This window comes from Lentzea aerocolonigenes, from assembly GCF_000974445.1.
In the GTDB taxonomy this organism is placed as follows: Bacteria; Actinomycetota; Actinomycetes; order Mycobacteriales; family Pseudonocardiaceae; genus Lentzea; species Lentzea aerocolonigenes.
On sequence record NZ_BBOJ01000013.1, the window covers coordinates 25,054 to 44,020 of the forward strand.

Annotated in this window: 22 protein-coding genes; 6 read left to right on the forward strand and 16 right to left on the reverse strand. The window is 68.4% G+C overall.

The window, feature by feature from the left end:
- Positions 1 to 10: 10 nt before the first annotated feature.
- Positions 11 to 1,150 carry an ABC transporter substrate-binding protein gene (locus AOM45_RS24275; RefSeq protein ID WP_030468049.1) on the reverse strand — a complete coding sequence of 380 codons (1,140 nt, stop codon included), beginning with the start codon at positions 1,148 to 1,150 and terminating at the stop codon, positions 11 to 13.
- Positions 1,143 to 2,282 (reverse strand): ABC transporter ATP-binding protein, encoded by a 1,140-nt coding sequence (locus AOM45_RS24280; protein WP_030468048.1) that lies wholly within the window; start codon positions 2,280 to 2,282, stop codon positions 1,143 to 1,145. The genes AOM45_RS24275 and AOM45_RS24280 overlap by 8 nt, the downstream gene beginning before the upstream one ends.
- Positions 2,283 to 2,439: 157 nt before the next feature.
- On the opposite strand from AOM45_RS24280, the gene AOM45_RS24285 reads away from it, so the two are divergent.
- On the forward strand, positions 2,440 to 2,697 hold the full coding sequence (locus AOM45_RS24285) for a DUF2631 domain-containing protein (protein ID WP_030468047.1): 258 nt from the start codon (positions 2,440 to 2,442) through the stop codon (positions 2,695 to 2,697).
- On the opposite strand, the gene AOM45_RS24290 is transcribed toward AOM45_RS24285, so the two are convergent.
- Positions 2,698 to 3,600 carry an NADP-dependent oxidoreductase gene (locus tag AOM45_RS24290; RefSeq protein ID WP_030468046.1) on the reverse strand — a complete coding sequence of 301 codons (903 nt, stop codon included), beginning with the start codon at positions 3,598 to 3,600 and terminating at the stop codon, positions 2,698 to 2,700. It abuts the gene before it with no gap.
- Between the two features lie 104 nt (positions 3,601 to 3,704).
- Here AOM45_RS24290 and AOM45_RS24295 point away from each other — a divergent pair, with 104 nt between their 5' ends.
- A complete protein-coding gene (locus AOM45_RS24295; protein ID WP_051783531.1) occupies positions 3,705 to 4,061 on the forward strand; it encodes a winged helix-turn-helix transcriptional regulator in 357 nt (118 codons plus the stop codon).
- 1 nt (position 4,062) lies between these two features.
- Here the strand turns inward: AOM45_RS24295 and AOM45_RS24300 are convergent, their stop codons facing one another.
- Complete coding sequence (locus AOM45_RS24300) at positions 4,063 to 5,613, reverse strand: serine/threonine-protein kinase (protein WP_035910409.1); 1,551 nt, start codon at positions 5,611 to 5,613, stop codon at positions 4,063 to 4,065.
- A 143-nt stretch (positions 5,614 to 5,756) separates the two neighbouring features.
- Between AOM45_RS24300 and AOM45_RS24305 the strand changes: the two genes are divergently transcribed.
- A complete protein-coding gene (locus AOM45_RS24305) occupies positions 5,757 to 6,068 on the forward strand; it encodes a hypothetical protein (protein ID WP_030468043.1) in 312 nt (103 codons plus the stop codon).
- 4 nt (positions 6,069 to 6,072) lie between these two features.
- Here the strand turns inward: AOM45_RS24305 and rlmN are convergent, their stop codons facing one another.
- Positions 6,073 to 7,179, reverse strand: a complete 1,107-nt coding sequence (gene rlmN, locus AOM45_RS24310) for a dual-specificity RNA methyltransferase RlmN (protein ID WP_030468042.1) — start codon at positions 7,177 to 7,179, stop codon at positions 6,073 to 6,075.
- Between the two features lie 77 nt (positions 7,180 to 7,256).
- On the opposite strand from rlmN, the gene AOM45_RS24315 reads away from it, so the two are divergent.
- On the forward strand, positions 7,257 to 7,772 hold the full coding sequence (locus AOM45_RS24315; RefSeq protein WP_236703818.1) for a PadR family transcriptional regulator: 516 nt from the start codon (positions 7,257 to 7,259) through the stop codon (positions 7,770 to 7,772).
- A gap of 1 nt (position 7,773) precedes the next feature.
- Here AOM45_RS24315 and AOM45_RS24320 read toward each other — a convergent pair whose 3' ends face one another.
- Together AOM45_RS24320 and AOM45_RS24325 are read right to left on the reverse strand one after the other, a co-directional pair.
- On the reverse strand, positions 7,774 to 8,751 hold the full coding sequence (locus tag AOM45_RS24320; RefSeq protein ID WP_030468040.1) for an aldo/keto reductase: 978 nt from the start codon (positions 8,749 to 8,751) through the stop codon (positions 7,774 to 7,776).
- Positions 8,752 to 8,787: 36 nt separating this feature from the next.
- Positions 8,788 to 9,531 carry a class I SAM-dependent methyltransferase gene (locus tag AOM45_RS24325; RefSeq protein ID WP_051783493.1) on the reverse strand — a complete coding sequence of 248 codons (744 nt, stop codon included), beginning with the start codon at positions 9,529 to 9,531 and terminating at the stop codon, positions 8,788 to 8,790.
- A gap of 94 nt (positions 9,532 to 9,625) precedes the next feature.
- Between AOM45_RS24325 and AOM45_RS24330 the strand changes: the two genes are divergently transcribed.
- A complete protein-coding gene (locus AOM45_RS24330) occupies positions 9,626 to 10,444 on the forward strand; it encodes a VOC family protein (RefSeq protein WP_030468038.1) in 819 nt (272 codons plus the stop codon).
- Here the strand turns inward: AOM45_RS24330 and AOM45_RS24335 are convergent.
- From AOM45_RS24335 to rpsB, 7 genes are all read right to left on the reverse strand, one after another.
- Complete coding sequence (locus AOM45_RS24335; protein WP_030468037.1) at positions 10,441 to 10,971, reverse strand: hypothetical protein; 531 nt, start codon at positions 10,969 to 10,971, stop codon at positions 10,441 to 10,443. The two genes, AOM45_RS24330 and AOM45_RS24335, sit on opposite strands and share 4 nt — an antisense overlap.
- A complete protein-coding gene (locus AOM45_RS24340; protein ID WP_051783491.1) occupies positions 10,958 to 11,476 on the reverse strand; it encodes an RNA polymerase sigma factor in 519 nt (172 codons plus the stop codon). The genes AOM45_RS24335 and AOM45_RS24340 overlap by 14 nt, the downstream gene beginning before the upstream one ends.
- Before the next feature lie 49 nt (positions 11,477 to 11,525).
- On the reverse strand, positions 11,526 to 12,380 hold the full coding sequence (locus AOM45_RS24345; protein WP_030468035.1) for a phosphatidate cytidylyltransferase: 855 nt from the start codon (positions 12,378 to 12,380) through the stop codon (positions 11,526 to 11,528).
- A 66-nt stretch (positions 12,381 to 12,446) separates the two neighbouring features.
- Complete coding sequence (gene frr, locus AOM45_RS24350; protein WP_030468034.1) at positions 12,447 to 13,004, reverse strand: ribosome recycling factor; 558 nt, start codon at positions 13,002 to 13,004, stop codon at positions 12,447 to 12,449.
- A gap of 61 nt (positions 13,005 to 13,065) precedes the next feature.
- Entirely contained in the window at positions 13,066 to 13,833 is a 768-nt protein-coding gene (pyrH, locus tag AOM45_RS24355) for a UMP kinase (RefSeq protein ID WP_372497493.1), read from the reverse strand.
- 64 nt (positions 13,834 to 13,897) lie between these two features.
- On the reverse strand, positions 13,898 to 14,713 hold the full coding sequence (tsf, locus tag AOM45_RS24360; protein WP_030468032.1) for a translation elongation factor Ts: 816 nt from the start codon (positions 14,711 to 14,713) through the stop codon (positions 13,898 to 13,900).
- A 71-nt stretch (positions 14,714 to 14,784) separates the two neighbouring features.
- Positions 14,785 to 15,606 carry a 30S ribosomal protein S2 gene (gene rpsB / locus AOM45_RS24365; RefSeq protein WP_030468031.1) on the reverse strand — a complete coding sequence of 274 codons (822 nt, stop codon included), beginning with the start codon at positions 15,604 to 15,606 and terminating at the stop codon, positions 14,785 to 14,787.
- 370 nt (positions 15,607 to 15,976) lie between these two features.
- On the opposite strand from rpsB, the gene AOM45_RS49790 reads away from it, so the two are divergent.
- Positions 15,977 to 16,459, forward strand: a complete 483-nt coding sequence (locus AOM45_RS49790; protein ID WP_081902160.1) for a M23 family metallopeptidase — start codon at positions 15,977 to 15,979, stop codon at positions 16,457 to 16,459.
- Between the two features lie 536 nt (positions 16,460 to 16,995).
- Here AOM45_RS49790 and AOM45_RS24375 read toward each other — a convergent pair.
- Together AOM45_RS24375 and AOM45_RS24380 are read right to left on the reverse strand one after the other, a co-directional pair.
- On the reverse strand, positions 16,996 to 17,898 hold the full coding sequence (locus AOM45_RS24375) for a FliA/WhiG family RNA polymerase sigma factor (protein WP_372497494.1): 903 nt from the start codon (positions 17,896 to 17,898) through the stop codon (positions 16,996 to 16,998).
- 67 nt (positions 17,899 to 17,965) lie between these two features.
- Positions 17,966 to 18,943, reverse strand: coding sequence for a tyrosine recombinase XerC (locus AOM45_RS24380; protein ID WP_051783489.1), 978 nt, complete (start codon positions 18,941 to 18,943; stop codon positions 17,966 to 17,968).
- Positions 18,944 to 18,967: the final 24 nt, after the last annotated feature.

Below are 18,967 nucleotides of genomic sequence, written 5' to 3' on the forward strand. Positions count from 1 at the left end.
ACCTTTCCCGTCAGCCGGTCTTGACCTTCGTCCACGCGTCGGCGTACTTCGCCTCGACGTCGCCACCGAGGTCCTTGGTGAACGGGAGCTTCTTGAGCTGCTCTTCCGACGGGTAGACCAGCGGGTCGTTCAGCAGCTCCTTGTCGATCAACGGCTTCGCGGCGGCGTTGGGGCTGCCGTAGCGCACGGCGTTGGACAGCGCGGCACCCGTTTCGGCGCCGAGGACGTAGTCGATGAACCGGTGCGCGTTCTCGGCGTGCGGCGCGTCCTTCGGGATGACCAGGAGGTCCACGTAGGACAGTCCACCCTCGGCGGGGATGGCGTAACCGACGTCCTCGTTGGCCGCGCGGGCCTGGAACGCGTCACCGGAGTACGCCTGCGCGAGCCGGACCTGGCCCGAGGTCAGCGGCTCGATCACGTCCGAGGTGATCTGGCCGAGCTTCTTCTTCAACGACAGCAGGAAGTTCGCCGCGTCGTCGATCTGCTTCTGGTCGGTGGTGTTCGGGTCGTGGCCGAGCTTCAGCAGGCCGAGCGCCATGCCGTCGCGGGCCTCGTCGAGGATCGAGCTGCGGCCCTGGGCGTTCGGCAGGTCGTAGGCGGAGAACCCGGTGACGTCACCGCCGATCTGCGACTTCGAGTACGCGAGACCGGTCGTGCCCCACGCCCACGGCACGGAGTACTTGTTGCCGGCGTCGTAGTCGGCCTCGACGAACCGCTTCTCCAGGTTCTTGAGGTTCGGCAGCAGCGAGTGGTCCAGCGGCTGCACCAGGCCGGAACGCAGGAAGCGGCGCAGGAAGTTGTCCGAAGGCACCACCAGGTCGTAGCCCGCCGAGCCGGAAGCGATCTTGGCTTCCATCTCGTCGTTGGTGGAGAAGTTGTCGTAGGTGACCTGGATGCCGGTCGCGGTCTGGAAGCCCGGCAGGGTGTCCTTCGCGATGTAGTCGGTCCAGTTGTAGAAGTTGAGCTTGGGCTCGTTCTTCAGGTTCGTGGCCTTGGCGGCCGAGGTCGACCCGCCGCTGTTCGACGGCGCCTCACCGACACCGCACGCGGCGAGCGCGAAGAAGGTCATCGAGCCCAGCATCGTGCGCCGGGTCACCCGAGGGCTGTCGACGTCCCACAGCCGAGCGATCCGGATCTTGTCGTCAGTCATCAGCCTTCTCCAGCAGCACGGTGAACTCGGGGTCCCACGCCATCCGCACCGGCTGTCCCGGCGCGCCCGCGTCGTCGATGCGCTGGGCGTTCTGCACGAACGCCACCAGCTCGCCACCGGGGGTGTCCACCACGAACTGGGTCGAAACGCCCGTGTAGACGACGTCGTGCACGACGCCCTGGAGCACGCACCAGCCAGCCGGTGGCTCGGCGGTGGTGTTGAAGAGGTGGACCTTCTCCGGGCGGACGGTCGCGGCGACCTTCCGGCCGTGGCCGACGCTGCCCGAGAACCGGGCGCGCAACCGCGTCGCACCGGGAGCGGTCAGTTCGGCGAACTCACCGTCCACACCGGACACCTCGGCGTCGAGGATGTTCGACGTGCCGATGAACCCGGCGACGAACCTCGTGGCGGGGCGTTCGTAGACGTCCTCGGGATAACCGACCTGCTCGATCCTGCCCGCGTTCATCACGGCGATGCGGTGCGAGAGGACCAGCGCCTCTTCCTGGTCGTGCGTGACGTAGAGGAACGTCGTGCCGACCTCACGTTGGATGCGCATCAGCTCGATCTGCAGCTCCTTGCGGAGCTTGGCGTCGAGCGCACCGAGAGGTTCGTCGAGCAGCAGCAGCTGCGGACCGGCGGCGAGCGCACGGGCGATGGCGACGCGCTGCTGCTGACCGCCGGACAGCTGCGCGGGCCTGCGTTTGGCGAACTGGGAGAGGCGCACGAGTTCGAGGTGCTCGCCGACGCGCCTCTTCAGCTCGTCACCGCGGATCTTCTTGCGCTTGAGGCCGTACGCGACGTTGTCCCACACGGACATGTGCGGGAACAGCGCGTACGACTGGAAGACGGTGTTGACGTCCCGCCGGTACGGAGGGACGCCCACCATGTCGTTGCCGTCGAGCTCGATGCGGCCCTCGTCGGGGTCGACGAACCCGGCGATCATGCGCAGGACCGTGGTCTTGCCGCAGCCGGACGGGCCGAGCACCGAGAAGAACTCGCCCTCGTGGACGTCGAGCGAGATGCCGTCGACCGCCACCTGGTCGGAGAAGCGCTTGCGCACCCCGTGGAGACCGATCTCGACGGGAGCGAACGTGTCCGGGGTGGAGGCCTCAGCGGGAGAGAAGCCGGTCAAGTCGAGGCGCCTTCGCAAGATCGGACGGGAGTGGCAGCGCTGAGCGTAGACGCCACGCGACCTGGCCGGTAAGTCGTGCGCGCGCGACCTCACACATCCGAGCGCACCCACATGTGCGACGATGACCTCGTAATCCGGATGAGCAGTGGAGGAAACCGTGGCTTCGTCCTCGGAACTGGACAAGCGTCCTGCCGTCGACCCTCACGAGGAGCCGTCGCACGAGTGGGGCTGGCACGGCCAGCTGCCCAAGGGCACGCGCATCGCCGGCTGGCTCTCCGCGATCTTCGTGTTCCTCATGCTGATCGGCAACCACCACGGCAACACGGAGAACATCTACCTCGTCGCCACCGGTGTGGTGATCATCGCACTGCTGGTGTGGGACGCCGCGCGCCGCAAGAAGCCCTGGCGCCGCTAGCTAGACCTCGAGCACGATCTTGCCCTGGGTGCGACCCGTCTCGCCCAGGGCATGCGCTTTTCCGGCGTCCTCGAGCGGGAACGTCGCGTCGACGTGCACCCTGAGCTCGCCGCTCTCGACCAGTGCCGCGATCGCCTCCAGCCCGGCGCGGTCGGGTTCGACCAGGATCGGGCTGGTCCTGATGTCGTCGCGGATCGGCCTGTCCACTCCGGACGGCACGCCGACGAACAGACCGCCGGGACGCACCGAGTCCGGTGAGGCGCCTCCGACCAGGTCGACGAACACGTCGACGTCGGTGCCGGCGTAGTCCGTCTTCGTGTAGTCGATCACCTCGTCGGCGCCGAGGTCCTTCAGGAACGCGTGCTTGGGTTCGCGCGCGGTGCCGATGACGTGCGCGCCGCGGGCCTTCGCGATCTGCACCGCGAGGTGGCCGACGCCGCCCGCCGCGGCCGTGATCAGCACCTTCTGCCCAGGCTGCACGTCAGCGGTGTCGACCAGGATCTGCCACGCGGTGAGCGCCGCGAGCGGGAGGCCTGCCGCCTCGACGTGGGTGAGACCCTTCGGCTTCTTCGCGAAGTGGCGGGACGGCGCGGTGACGTACTCGGCGTAGGCACTCGCAGCGTGGGGGAAGCGCGGCATGCCGTAGACCTCGTCGCCGGGCTTGAGCGTCGTCACACCGAAACCGACCTCCTCGACGACACCCGAGACGTCCCAGCCGAGGACCAGCGGGAACGCCTGCAGGCCGGCCATGCCGCCGCCCGCGCGGGTCTTCCAGTCGACCGGGTTGATGCCGGCCGCGTGCACCCTGACCAGCACCTCCGTCGGAAGCGGTGAGGGCTTGGGCACCTCGGTGAGGGTGAGGACTTCCGGGCCGCCGAACTCGTTCTGGGTGATCGCTCGCATGGTTGGTAAGCCTCAGGGATCTGGTCTCCGTTGGCAATTAGGCACTAGTTTGTGCACTAGGTACCTGATAGAAACTAGTCGTGATCAGGGACGTTTACCTCAAGATGTGCCCGTGCCGCGACCTGCTGGACATGGTCGCGTCGAAGTGGACGGCGTTGGCGATCGGTGCACTGGAAGAGGGGCCCAAGAGGTTCGGTGAGCTCAAACGGCGGTTGGACGGCGTCAGCCAGAAGATGCTCACCCAGACGTTGCGCACGTTGGAGCGCGATGGGCTCGTCACGCGCACGGTGTACCCCTCGGTGCCGTTGCGCGTCGAGTACGAGCTGACCGAGCTCGGGCGCAGTGTCACCGAGCCGCTGGCCGCACTGCGGTCGTGGGCGCAGCGCAACTACGAGTCGGTCGCGCAGGCCCGGGAGACGTTCGACGCCGCGGAGCCCTTGGGGCTGGAGCCCGCCCGCTAGCTCACTGGATCGTCCACCCGAACTGGAACTCGAGCTTGTAGCCCTCGCAGTTCGCTTGGTTCGAGTCGAAGTGGGTGCCGTTGAACAGGCAGCGGTACAGCGGCAGCGACGGGGCGTCGGACGGCTTCTCCGTGAAGACGTAGCCGAGCGTCCCGAGCACCGTCTGCCCCTCGCAGGTCGAGGACACCGACGTCATGTGGTCTTCGGAGTTGTTGATGCGGCAGGCGTACAGGGGTTTGGTGCCCGGTTCGGGCTCGGCCGCCAGCTTGCCCATGCTGAACTCGACGTTGAACCCCGCGGGAGTGCCCACGGACGGCGTGCCGCTGAAGTGGTAGGTGCCGCTCTTGAGGTGCCGGTTCAGCACGAGCGTCTTGCGCGGCGGCTTCGGCTGGCTCGTCGGCGGCTGGGCCGCCGGTTGCGTGGTCTGGGTGGGCTTCGAGCTGCTCACCGAGGAACTGGACGGCGCGGCACTGCTGCTCGGCGCCGCGCTGCTGCTCGACGGCGCACTGGACGTGGTGCTCGACGGCGGCTGTTCGGAGCTGGGTCGCTGCTGCGCGGCGGCCGCACCCGGCTGGGTCTCCGGCTTGAGGAGGAACACGGCGGCGAGCGCGATCACCACCAGCGCGGCCGCGGCACCGGCGAACACCCCGATCTTCTTGCGGGACTTGGGTTTCTCGTCCCAGTCCGCGTGCGTCGGCGTGTTCGGCGCGACGTAGGTGGTGACCGGTTCGATGACGACGGTCTGCTCGGACACCGTGAGCGGCTTGACCACCGTGGTGCGGCCGCTGAGCCGTTCCCTCAGCTGGTCCGCCGTGAGCCGCCGCGTCTCGTCCTGGGCGAGCAACGCCATGATCGTGTCGCCGAGCGGCCCCCTGGTGCGCTGGAGAACCGGCTCCTCGTACATGATCGCGTGCATGGTGGCCGCGGTGGTGTCGCGGTGGAAAGGCGCGCGCCCCTCAGCCGCGTGGAACATGGTGGCGCCCAACGCCCACAGGTCGCTCGCCGGTGAAGGATGCTTGCCGGCGAACAACTCCGGCGCCATGTAACCGGGCGAGCCCATGATGCCGCCGGTCGCCGTCAGACCCGGATCGTCCATCACGCGGGCGATGCCGAAGTCCGCGAGCTTCACCCGGCCATCGGGCAACACCATGATGTTGCTGGGCTTGACGTCCCGGTGCACGATGCCCGCCGCGTGCGCCACCTCCAGCGCGTTCAGCGTCTGCAGGCCGATGTCGGCGACCTGGTCCTCGGTGAGGGCCTGGCGGGTCATCACCTCGGACAGCGTGGGCGCCTCGACGAGCTCCATGACGAGGTACGTGACGCCGTCCTCGACGATGACGTCGTAGATGGCGACGACGTTCGGGCTGTTCAGCCGCCCGGCCGTGCGGGCCTCGCGCAACACGCGGTCGGTCTCGGTGGTCCGCAGCTCCTTGAGCGCGACCTGCCGTCCGATGACCCGGTCCTCGGCCAGCCAGACGACCCCCATGCCGCCCCGGCCGAGTTCTCTGATCGTCGCGTACCGGCCCGCGACCAGTCTCGTCGGTTCCCCCACGACGCCGCATGGTAGCCGCACGGTCTCGCGGCGCAGTTTCCCGTGTCGGTTCTCCAGGCGCAGACCCGGCAGGAGAGCCGAGCAGTGGTCACGCTTCCCGCGAACCACTCCACTGATTCGATCGCCCTGCCACCATCGACGACGTGACAAACGAAGATCAGATCGACCGCATCCGGCTGCGTCTCAGCGAGGGCCTGCCCGATCACGGCGTGCGCGAGATCATCCCCCGCGGCGCGTTCCCACAACCAGGCGGCTGGTCGTTCCTGCTCGTCACCGAAACCGACGAGCAGTTCAGGCAGCTGAAGCAGTCCGATCCGCTCCTGCCGGAAGTGCTCGGGGTGTTGCGCGGTTGCGATGTGACTGAGCCTCAGCTCTCGTGGGTCAGCACCCGAGCGGTGTCGCAGGAGACCCTCGACAACCACTTCGACGGCAGCTGGTTCAACTGGCTGAGGTGACCAATCACCCTTCAGCAGCGAGCTGCCCACAGGCAGCCGCGATCTCCTGCCCCCGCGTGTCCCGCACGGTGCACTCCACACCCTGCTCCCGCACCCGCCGCACGAACTCCCGCTCCACCGGCTTCGGCGACGCGTCCCACTTCGACCCCGGCGTCGGGTTCAACGGGATCAGGTTCACGTGCACCAGCTGCCCGAGGTGCTTGCGCAGCTTCTTGCCCAGCAGGTCGGCACGCCACCCCTGGTCGTTGATGTCCCGGATCAGCGCGTACTCGATCGACACCCGCCGCCCCGTCTGGTCCGCGTACCCCCGCGCCGCCTCCAGCACCTCGGCGACGTCCCAGCGCGTGTTGACCGGCACCAGCGTGTTGCGCAGCTCGTCGTCCGGCGTGTGCAACGACACCGCGAGCCTGACCTGCAACTTCTCCTCGGTCAGCTTCTTGATCGCCGGCACGAGCCCGACCGTCGACACGGTCACCGTGCGCTGCGAGATGCCCAGCCCGTCCGGCGCGGGAGCCGTGATCCGGTGCACCGCCTCGATCACGCGCTTGTAGTTCGCGAGCGGCTCGCCCATGCCCATGAACACGATGTTCGACAGGCGGCCGGGACCGCCCGGCAGCTCGCCGTCGCGCATCGCCGCGGCGCCCAGGCGCACCTGGTCCACGATCTCCGCGGTCGACAGGTTGCGCTGCAGGCCGCCCTGGCCGGTCGCGCAGAACGGGCACGCCATGCCGCAGCCCGCCTGCGACGAGATGCACAGCGTCGCGCGGTCCGGGTAGCGCATCAGGACCGACTCGATGAGCGTGCCGTCGTGCGCGCGCAGGAGCGTCTTGGCCGTCGTCCCCTCGTCGGTGGTGACCTTGCGCACGACCGTGAACAGCGGCGGCATCAGGTCGGCGACGAGCTTGTCGCGCGAGGTGGCCGGGATGTCGGTCATCTCGGCCGGGTCGACGGTCAGGCGGCTGAAGTAGTGGTTCGACAGCTGCTTGGCGCGGAACGGCTTCTCGCCGAGAGCGGCAACGGCCTCAGCGCGCTGAGCCGGCGTGAGGTCGACCAGGTGGCGCGGCGGCAGGCCGCGCTTGGGCGCGTCGAAGACAAGGGGAAGCGAGGTCATAGCACATCTAGTGTCCCACGAACTTCGGCAACACAAGACCGTTGCATCGCGATAGCTTCCGATATATCGTTAACGACATGATGATGAAACCACACCACAGAGAGCACCACCACAGGCACCGCAGCGGTCCCTTCGGGGGCGGAGGAAGAGGCGGTGGCAGGGGCGGCCGCCAGAGGCGCGGCAACGTCCGGGCGGCCGTCCTGTCCTTGCTGGCAGAACGGCCGATGCACGGCTACGAGATCATTCAGGAGATCGCCAGGCGCACCGGCGGCGTGTGGAGCCCGAGCCCCGGGTCGGTCTACCCGACGCTGCAGATGCTCGCCGACGAGGGCCTCATCTCCGCGGAGGAAGAAGGAGGCAAGCGGTTGTTCACCCTCACCGAGCACGGCAGGACGGAGCACACGGCCCCGCCCTGGCGCGACATCGACATCCAGCTCGACCCGGTCGACGGCGAGCTGCGCACCGCGATCACGCTGCTCGGCAGCGCGATGGAGCAGATCTCCCACGCGGGCACGCCAGAGCAGAAGGCGCGCGCGGCCGAGCTCTACAACGAGCTGCGCCGCAAGCTCTACGCCATCCTCGCCGAGGAGTGACCTACCACCGGTCGTGCACGTGCGGCCGGATCAGCTCGTCGTACACCGCCGCGACGGCCTTCTCGTCAACCGGCTGGAGTTCCGCGGCCCGCGAGTTCGCCCGCGCCTGCTCCACGTTGCGCGCACCGGGGATCACGACCGTGACACCGGGCTGGTCGATGATCCAGCGCAACGCGAACTGCGCCATCGTGGCACCCTCCGGCACCAGCGGCCGCAACCGCTCGACGGCCTCCAGGCCAACGTCGTAGGGGACCCCGGAGAAGGTCTCGCCGACGTCGAACGCCTCGCCGTTGCGGTTGTAGTTGCGGTGGTCGTCCGCGCCGAAAGTCGTTGCCTTGTCGTACTTCCCGGTCAGCAACCCGGACGCGAGAGGCACCCGCGCGATGATCGCGACCCCCGCCTCGGCCGCCGCCGGCAGCACCTCCTCGAGAGGCTTGAGCCGGAACGCGTTCAGGATGATCTGCACGCTGGCCACGTGCGGACGCCTGATCGCCTCCAGCGCCTCCTCGACCTTCTCCACGGACACGCCGTAGGCAGCGATCCGTTGCTGCTCAACCATTTCGTCCAGCGTGTCGTACACCTCGTCGCGGCTGTACACCGGCGTGGGCGGGCAGTGCAGCTGCACGAGGTCCAACGTGTCGACACCGAGGTTGCGGCGGCTCCGGTCGTTCCACGCGAGGAAGTTCTCCCGGTTGTACCCCTCAGTGACCTGCGCCGGCAGCCGCCGTCCCATCTTCGTGGCGACGAAGACGCCGTCGTCCTTGCGCTCCTTGAGGAAGCGGCCGACGAGGGTCTCGCTGCGCCCGTCGCCGTACACGTCCGCGGTGTCGAAGAAGTCGACACCCGTGTCGGCGGCGGCGTGCAGCAGCGCGAGCGCCTCGCTCTCGTCCACCTCGCCCCAGTCGGCGCCGAGCTGCCAGCAACCCAGCCCCACGACGCCCACCTGGCGGTTCAACCTGCCTGCGTTTCGCTTCTCCACGAACCAGAGCCTAGTCCGCCGTCGCACTTGAGGCGCTCACACGATCAGCCCTTTCGGTTTGCGGCGCACGTGCAGCCGGTAGCCGACCGGGAAGCTCAACCCGCCGACCGACGCGATCGCGCGTTCCGCGACCTTGGCGGAGAACTCGATGCGCAGCACCGCCTCCAGGTCCTCCCGGCTGTCGAAACGCCACTCCGCCGTGACCCGGGTGAGCGAGAAACCGTTGTCCGCGAAGAACTTCTCCACCGCCGACGGGTCGTAGCGCGGCTCGTCCGCGCACAGCCACGGCCCGTACGGCGAGGCCGCGCCGTCCAGGTCCACGATCGCGATCGCACCGCCCGGCCGCAGCACCCTGTCCGCCTCGCGCAGCCCCGGCTCGCAGCCAGGGCCGAAGAAGTACGCGGTGCGGGCGTGCACGACGTCGGCGCAGGCGTCGTCGAGCGGCAACCGTTGCGCGGGACTGGAGACGACGCGGACGTTCGGCAGCGACGCCACGCGGTTCTTCGCGCGCACCACGAGCGGCGGGTGCGGTTCGACGCCGACGACCGACCGCGCGGCCGAGCCGAAGATCGGCAGGTGGAAGCCGTCGCCGCACCCGATGTCGACGACGTCCACCCCGGCGAACGGACATTCTTCGCGTATCGCCGCCCAGATCGCACCGTGCACGTCCTGCGCGCGGTTCTCGACCTCATACACGTCGGGCCAGTGCCAGATGTTCGGACTTGGCACGACGTCTGCCGGACGCACCGCGTTGAGCGCCGCCCGCACGAATCCCCTCACGAAGACACTGTAGGGCCTCGATTTGCAGGTGACAGTTCGAATTCGTCCAGTTACGGCGTAGCGTGATCGCATCTCTCCCCTGCAGGAGGCGGCAGTGTCGATCGCGCCCAACACGCCCCAGCTCGCGCCGTTGCTCGCGGGAAGTCCTTGCTGGGCCGAGAGAACCGTCGACGACCTGAAAGCGGCGATCGAGTTCTACACCGGCCTGTTCGGCTGGCACTACGCCGACGACGCCGGCTACACCGTGGCGATGGTCGACGGCATCCCCGTCGCCGGACTGCCGCAGGGCGACCCGGAACCGTGGCGGTTGTACCTGGTCACGCCGCATGCGAGGGCCACTGCGGAGAAGGCTTTCCACCTCGGCGGATCAGTGCTGCGCAACCCCGAGGACGCCGCCGACCACACGCAGAGCACCGTGATCGCGGACCCGACGGGCGCCGTGGTCGGGTTCCGTCACGTGCCACCGGACTGGCGCTTCGGCACGGGCGGGCACGGCGCCTACGCGTGGGCCGAGCTGAACACCCGTGACGGCGCAGCAGCCGACGAGTTCTTCGGCGAGCTCTGCCACTACGACATCACGCAGATCGGCGACGGGCACCGGCTGGACTACGCGACGTGGTCCGTCGAGGGCACCGAGGTCATCGGGCGTCAGAAGATGGGCCGCGAGTTCCCGTACGGGGAACGTTCGCACTGGATGGTGTACTTCAACGCCGCTCCCGAGATCGGCATCGACTCGGTCGCGTACCGGGTGCTGGAGCTCGGCGGCCGGGTGACCGTCGAGCCCTACGACACCCCGTACGGACGCATCACCGTGGTCGAGGACCACGCGGGAATGGCGTTCTCGGTGATCGACCCGTCCCGAGTGATCGAGGCCGAGCCGCGCACCGAGGTGGACGACCCCTACGACGACTAACGCACGCGTTTGGGCAGACAACCCGGCAGCTGGTCACGCGCGTAGACCCCACCGGTGACGATCCAGTGGTCACCCTCGTTCGCCGTCGCGAGCACCACTGTGGCGTCCACGGGGATGCGACCAGGCGTGATCGTTATCTTGGACGCCTCCTTGGTGAACTCGAAGTCCACCGCGGCCACGGGAACGTCGAGCGAGCGCCCGGTTTCCACGCAGTCCTGCCGCAACCCCACCGCGATCGCCGGAACACCCCGCTCGCGCAGCTTCGCCGTGGCCTCGTCGAACCGCTCCAGCTCCCGGATGGTCAACGTCACCGATCCGTCCGGGTTGTCGACCACGGCGTACGCGGGTGGCGCGCCACCGAAGTAGGCCGATGCGGCCAACGCACCAGTTCCTAGAACGGTGACCGCTGCTGCTGCGACGATCCATCGCTTCGTGCGCCGGCTTTGCCGCCTCGTCATGTTCCGCAGCAGCGTCTGTCCGTGCTCCTGCTGCAGCTCAGCCCACAGGTTGTCCTCAAACTTGCTCATCTGCGTGCACCTCCACGTCATCGCGCAGGCGTGCCATGGCGCGGTACAGCCGAGACCGCATCGCCCCTTTCGGCACGCCGAGCGCTTCGGCCGCTTCCTTGGGTGCGAGACCATCGAGGTGCACGAGCTCGATCGCTTCCCGTTCGATCTCGGGCAGCGTCCGCAGCCGTTCGAGCAGCAGGCGGCCGCGTTGTTCGGCGTCGATCCGCGCCTCCAGCTCGGCCAGCTCATCGCGGCCGAGCTCCCGCCTGCCGCCGACCCGGCGCACCAGTTCGGCGCCCCGAGCCGACTGTTCGCTGTGTGCGGCGAAGGCCTTGCGGGCAATGCCGTACAGCCAGCTGGCCGCCGTGCCTCTCGAAGAGTCGAACGTCGGGAACGACGTGATCGCACGGACGAATGTGTCCGCCGTCAGGTCCGCCACGAGCTGCGGTTCAACGCACCGCCTGGCGAAGTACCGGGTGATCGCGCCGACGTTGTTGCGGTAGATCCGCTCGAACGCCGCCATTGCCTCGTGGTCTCTCACAACCACTAGTTGCGGCGTTGCGCGGAAACCGTCACTGCACGAACAGGTGCAGCAGCAGCCAGGAGGCGACGGCCGACGGCAGGAGCGAGTCCATCCGGTCCATCAGTCCGCCGTGGCCGGGCAGCAGCGTGCCCATGTCCTTGATGCCGAGGTCGCGCTTGATCAGCGACTCGACCAGGTCGCCCGCGGTGGCGGTGATGACGAGTGCCGCGCCGAACAGGACACCGTGCCACCACTGGCCGTCGAGCAGCGTGGTGACGGTGATCGCGCCACCGACCATGCCCGCGACCATCGAGCCGGCGAAGCCTTCCCAGGACTTCTTCGGGCTGATCGTCGGCGCCATCGGGTGCTTGCCGAGGAAGACACCGGCCGCGTAGCCGCCGACGTCGGACAGCACGACACCGATGAGGAACGCGAACGCGCGACCCGCACCGTCCTCGGGTACGACGAGCATGGCCGCGAACGACGCGAAGACCGGGATGTACGCGACGGTGAACACGGACGCGCTGAGGTCGCGCAGGTAGCCGTCGGAACCGCCGCGGAACCGCCAGATCATGCACACCAGCACGGTGACCACGAACCCGGTCATCATGCCGGCGCGCTCCAGCGGCCAGGACAGCCAGATGATCGCCTGACCGCCGATGAGCGCGGGCCACAGGGCGACGTTGATGCCGCCCTTCTTGAAGGCGTTCGTCAGCTCCCACGTCGACACCGCCACGGCTGCCGCGACGATGCCGATGAAGGTCTGGCGTACGGTCAGCAGCGACAAGATGACCAGGGCGCCGAGCCCGACGCCGACCAGGATCGCCGCACGCAGGTCACGTCCCGCGCGCGACGGCTTCGACGCGGGCACGTCCGTCGGACCGCCTGCCACCTGTGCTCCCATCACGACCTCCGCCCGGCCAGGGCTGCTACGCCTGCCGTGACTCGGCCGGGCGAACCTTCAGGAACATCAGACTTCGAGAAGCTCGGCTTCCTTGTGCTTCACGAGCTCGTCGACCTGCGCCGTGTACTTGTGGGTGAGAGCGTCGAGCTCCTTCTCACCACGAGCGCCGTCGTCCTCGCCGACCTCGCCGTCCTTGACGAGCCTGTCGATCTCTTCCTTCGCCTTGCGGCGGACACCGCGGACGGAGACGCGCGCGTCCTCGCCCTTGGCCTTCGCGACCTTCACCATGTCCCGGCGGCGCTCCTCGGAGAGCTGCGGGATCACGACGCGGATCACGGTGCCGTCGTTGCCGGGGTTGACGCCCAGGTCGGAGTCCCGGATCGCCTTCTCGATCGCGTTCAGCTGGCTCGCGTCGTACGGCTTCACGACCGCCATCCGCGCCTCAGGCACGCTGATGCTGGCCATCTGGTTCAGCGGCGTGGGCGAGCCGTAGTAGTCGACGTGGATTCGGTTGAACATCGAGGGAGTCGCACGACCGGTTCGAACGGAGGCGAGGTTCTCCTTCGCCACCGAAACCGCCTTTTCCATCTTCTCCTCGGCGTCGAGGAGGGTCTCGTCGATCACGACTGCTCCTTGCTCTGCGTTTGCGTGCCCAAATCCCGGTCCTGGTCAGATCCCACCAGGTCTAGAAGGCCGGGCGGCCACCGGGGGTGCTGACCAGAGTTCCGATCTTCTCACCACGCACCGCGCGCGCGATGTTCCCCTCGGTGAGGAGGTTGAAGACGAGGATCGGCATGTTGTTGTCCATGCAGAGGCTGAAGGCCGTGGCGTCGGCGACGTTGAGGCCGCGTTCCAGCACCTCGCGGTGGGTGATGTTGTCGAACATCAACGCGTCGGGGTCGATCTTGGGGTCGGCCGTGTAGACGCCGTCGACGGCCTTGGCCATCAGGACGATCTCGCAACCGATCTCCAGCGCGCGCTGGGCGGCCGTGGTGTCCGTGGAGAAGTACGGCAGGCCGGCGCCGCCGCCGAAGATCACGACGCGGCCCTTGTCGAGGTGGCGCATCGCGCGGCGCGGGATGTAGGACTCGGCGACCTGCGTCATCTGGATCGACGTCTGCACGCGGGTGTCGATGCCGTGCTCGCGTTCCAGGAAGTCCTGCAACGCCAGGCAGTTCATGACCGTGCCGAGCATGCCCATGTAGTCGGCGCGCGAACGGTCCATGCCGCGCTGCTGGAGCTCGGACCCGCGGAAGAAGTTGCCACCACCGATCACGACGGCCACCTGCACGCCGGACTTGTGGACGGCCGCGATCTGCTTGGCGACTGTCTGGACGACGTCGGGATCAACACCGACGCCACCACCGCCGAACATCTCGCCACCGAGCTTGAGCATCACCCGGCTGTAGCCGTGGCTACCTTCTTCGCTCACAGGTCCTTCTCCTCGCGCCATTGGGAAGTCTGTAGACACGCCAAGGGCGGGGTCGCCGGTGCTTGCAACCCCGCCCTCATGCGAATCAGCTCTGGCCGACCTCGAACCGAGCGAAACGGGTCACCGTCACGCCGGCCTCGTCCAGAAGAGCCTTGACCGTCTTCTTGCTGTCGGTCACGGAAGCCTGCTCGAGGAGCACGACGTCCTTGAAGAAGCCGTTGACGCGACCCTCGACGATCTTGGGGAGCGCGCCCTCGGGCTTGCCCTCCTCGCGAGCGGTCTCCTCGGCGATGCGGCGCTCGTTGGCGACGAGCTCCTCGGGAACCTCGTCACGGGTGACGAACTTCGGGCGCATCGCGGCGATCTGCATCGCGGCACCCTTGGCGGCCTCGGCGTTGTCGCCGGTGTACTCGACCAGCACGCCGACGGCGGGCGGCAGGTCGGCGGCACGACGGTGCAGGTAGACCGAGACGGTGCCGTCGAAGTCGACGGCCTTGGCCAGCTCGAGCTTCTCGCCGATCTTGGCGGAGAACTCCTGGACCAGCGCGTCCACGGTCTTGCCGTCAACCTCGACGGCCTTGAGGGCCTCGACGTCGGCGACCTTGTTGGCCTTGGCGATCGCGACGATGTCGTCGGCCAGGGCGATGAAGTCGGCGTTCTTGGCCACGAAGTCCGTCTCGCAGCGCAGCTCGACCATCGCGCCGTCCTTGACGGCGACGAGGCCGTTGGACGTGGTGCGCTCGGCGCGCTTGCCGACGTCCTTGGCGCCCTTGATGCGCAGGATCTCGACGGCCTTGTCGAAGTCGCCGTCAGCCTCGTCCAGGGCCTTCTTGCAGTCCATCATGCCGGCGGCGGTCAGCTCGCGGAGCTTCTTGACGTCCGCGGTGGTGTAGTTCGCCATCGTTTTCCTTCTGCGATGTACGCGCTTGAGTCACGCGGCGCCCGCTGGTCGCGGGCGCCGCGTGGGGGAGATCAGGACTGGACGGGCTGCTCGGCCGGGGCCTCGGCCGTGGTGTTGGTGAGGAGCTCCTGCTCCCACTCCGCCAGCGGCTCGTCAGCGGCGACCTCGGGCTTGTCCTGGCCCTCGGCGGCGTCGCGACGGGCGCCGGAGCGCTGCATGAGACCGGCGGCGGCGGCCTCGGCCACGACCTTGGTCAGCAGGGCGGCGGAACGGATCGCGTCGTCGTTGCCCGGGATCGGGTAGTCGACCTCGTCCGGGTCGCAGTTCGTGTCGAGGATCGCCACGATCGGGATGTTCAGCTTGCGAGCCTCACCGACCGCGATGTGCTCCTTCTTGGTGTCCACGATCCACACGGCGCTGGGCACCTTGGACATGTCGCGGATACCGCCGAGCGTGCGCTCCAGCTTGTCCTTCTCGCGGTTCATCATCAGGATTTCCTTCTTGGTGAAACCCTGGAAGCCGCCGGTCTGCTCCATCGACTCGAGCTCCTTGAGGCGCTGAAGCCTCTTGTGCACCGTCGAGAAGTTGGTGAGCATGCCGCCCAGCCAGCGCTGGTTCACGTAGGGCATGCCGACGCGGAGCGCCTCGTTGGCGATGGCCTCCTGCGCCTGCTTCTTCGTGCCGATGAACAGGATCGACCCGCCGTGCGCGACCGTCTCCTTGACGAACTCGTAAGCCCGGTCGATGTAGGTCAGCGTCTGCTGCAGGTCGATGATGTAGATGCCGTTGCGCTCAGTGAAGATGTAGCGCTTCATCTTCGGGTTCCAGCGCCGGGTCTGGTGCCCGAAGTGCACGCCGCTGTCGAGCAGCTGCTTCATGGTTACGACGGCCATGGCCGGTTCGCACCTCATCTGTCGGACGCGCCAGGTCTCGCCTTTGCGCGTCGGTTCGGTTGACGCCTCCGGCCGGTCGGCCTTCAGCCCTGGTGCCGTGGCCGCCGTCCGCACCCGCGGAGCATCTCTGCACCGTCAGGACCGTCGGACGTCGTGACTCGACCCTGCTGAAATCAGCCGGTCGGATCTGCGTTGGCACGCGAAGTCGTCCCGCGCACAGACGGGACGCACCCAAAAGTCTACTCCCCACCCCCGACAAACTTCGAATCGCCCCCATCTCGCCCGGGGTAGTTGTCCACAACCGGCGAGTAATCCACAGTTCCCCGATCACCGCTGGTCCCCGGGGTGCCCCATCCCCCACGGTGAACCCATGCCCCTCCTCCCCACCGCCCTGCTCCTCACAACCCTCCTGCCCCCCACACCCATCACCCGCTTCACCTGGCCCCTGCCCCCGCCCCATCCGGTGGTGCGCGCATACCAAGCCCCCACGTCACCCTTCGGCCCAGGCCACCGAGGCGTAGATCTCTCCGCCCCAGCGGGCACAGCAGTCCTGGCCGCAGCAGACGGAGTGGTGATCCACGCAGGCGCAGTAGCCGCCCGCACGCTGGTGTCCCTGGAACACCGCGGCAACCTGCGCACGACCTACGAACCCGTCGACCCCGCAGTCACCACCGGCCGCCAGGTCCGCCGAGGCGAGGTGATCGGCCACCTGCAAGAGGGCCACTGCCCATCGCCCTGCCTGCACTGGGGCGCCCGCCGAGGCCACGAGTACCTGGACCCGCTACGCCTGGTCTCGACGGGCCGAGTACGCCTCCTACCGCTGGGCCCCGCACCCCCAGCCCGAGGCGGCTGACCCACGCACAGCGCCCGCCCCAACCGCCGTCGCCCGTCAAATGGCACAGCGGCGACGCGCGACGGCTGCCCCCAGCGACTGCGCCCACTCCCACAACGCCGCAACCCGATCAGTACGGCCCAACAATCCTGCCGCCACCGACAACCAGCCGCCACTGGCGGACGCGGCACCCAACCTCCGCCAGCCAAAGCTCAGCCAGCCGGACCTCAGCCGGCCAGACCTCCGCCACGCGGCGACCCGTCACGTCGCACGGCGGTCCGATCGGGCGCTTCCCGCCGCTGTCCCGGCGGTTGATCGCGGCGCGACCCCGTTGTGCGCCGCAGCGCCCGGCAGGTGCCGGGAGGTGGCAACGCTCACCGACCGCCTCCCGGCCCACCTGCTCCGGGCCCACCTGCTCCCGGCCTTCGGCCCGCACGCGCTTGCGCCACGGCCTGTGGTTGGAGCTGCTCCAACGGCCACCCGTTCGAGTGAATTAGCCGTCGCAAGCGGCGGAAGGAGGTTTGAAGGCCCGATTTCAGTGTTCGGGCGGTCTCTGGTCAGGCCTCGGACTGCTCGTTGAGCTTGGTGCGCAGGCGCAGGACTGCGCGGGTGTGCAGCTGGCAGACCCTGGACTCGGTGACGCCGAGGACCTTGCCGATCTCGGCGAGGGTCAGGTTCTCGAAGTAGTAGAGGGTCACGACCACGCGGTCGCGTTCGGCGAGCTGGGCTATCGCGTCGGCCAGCTGACGGCGGCTGTCCTGGTCGACGAGGCTCGCCACCGGGTCTTCCGCATCGTCGTCTGGCAACGACTCGGCCAGGGAGGCGCCGCCCTTGTTCGGGGCGATCAGCTCGTCGAGGGCGACGACGCTGGTCAGCTGGAGCTGGCCGTAGAGCTCGCGCAGCTCGGCCAGGCCGATCTTGAGCTCTGCGGCGAGCTCGCGGTCGGTGGGCGTGCGCTGCAGCTTGGCGCCGAGGCGTTCGAGGGCGCGCTCCACGTCGCGGGCGCGGCTGCGGACCGAGCGCGGCACCCAGTCCTGGGAGCGCAGGTCGTCGAGGATCGCGCCGCGGATGCGCTGCATGGCGTAGGTCTCGAACTTGAGGCCGCGTTCCGGCTCGAACTTCTCGATCGCGTCGACCAGGCCGAAGATGCCGGACTGGATCAGATCGGCCACGTCCACGTGGGCTGGAAGGCCCGTGCCGACGCGACCGGCGACGTACTTGACGAGCGGCGCGTAGTGCAGCACCAGGCGGTCGCGCTGACCCTGATCACGGGACTCGCCGTAGCTGCGCCACAGCGCGACGATGCCGGCCTCGACGTCGTCACCAGACCTGACATCCGCGCGCGTCACGGCAGTCGGAACGGCTGCGGGAGTGCCGTTGACATGCGTGTCGGCACCGGGCTCGGGACTCGCCTCGGTGCGCGGCGCGCCGTTCTGACGCTGCCCGTTGCTCGCCTGCATCGTCGAAGGTGCGGGCAGGACGGGTTCAGGGGGCACGGTCGCCGTACGCGATCCTCCCCCTGGGGTGTCAGGAACGGGGGTGGGTTCGGTCATGGATCGCCTTCAGCCGTTCGACAGTGACGTGTGTGTAAAGCTGAGTCGTTGCGAGCGTAGCGTGACCAAGCAGTTCTTGGACGGTGCGCAGGTCCGCTCCTCCTTCCAGCAAATGGGTCGCAGCGGAGTGGCGCAACCCGTGCGGCCCGATGTCCGGCGCATCCGGTACCACGGCGACGACCTCGTGCACCAGAGTCCGAACGGCTCGCTGGTTCAGCCGGCCGCCGCGGGCGCCGAGGAACAAAGCCGGTGGCGAATCCGGTGCTACCAGGGCATTTCGCCCCTCGTCGAGCCACCGGCGCAGCGCTCGCTCAGCCGGCACGCCGAACGGCGTGCTGCGCTCGCGTCCACCTTTGCCCAGAACCCGAATCACCCTTAGGGAGTAGTCCACGTCGTCGAGATCAAGACCACAGAGCTCGGCCACGCGGATACCTGTGGCGTACAGCAACTCCACCACGGCCTGATCACGCAGCGCAACCGGGTCGCCCTCGGAAGCACCGGAGGATACGGCGGCCATCGCATCCTTCGCCTGGTCCGCGCGCAACACGGACGGCAACGTCCGGTGCGGCCGCGGCGCAGCGAGCCGAGGACCCGGATCCGTAGCCAGGTGGCCACCACGATGTGCCCACGCGGTGAACGTCCGCGCAGCTGCGGCACGCCGTGCGAGCGTCGTGCGGCTGGCACCCGCAGTGCGTTGTGCGGCAAGCCAGGACCGCAAGCTCGTCAGGTCGATGCGTCCGATGTCGGCTTCATCAGGGTTATTCCCGGCGACATGTCCCAGCAACGCCACAGCGTCACCGACGTAGGCACGCACGGTGTGCGGTGACAGGTCACGCTCCAACGTCAAGTGCCGTTCGTACTGCCGCAACACGTCTGCGACGGACGCCGGCAGTTTTTCGCGCAGGCGAACGAGATCGACACGACGTGTCCGACCATGCGGCGGCGGGGACATAGGCCAAGACGCTGCGCCAGTCGG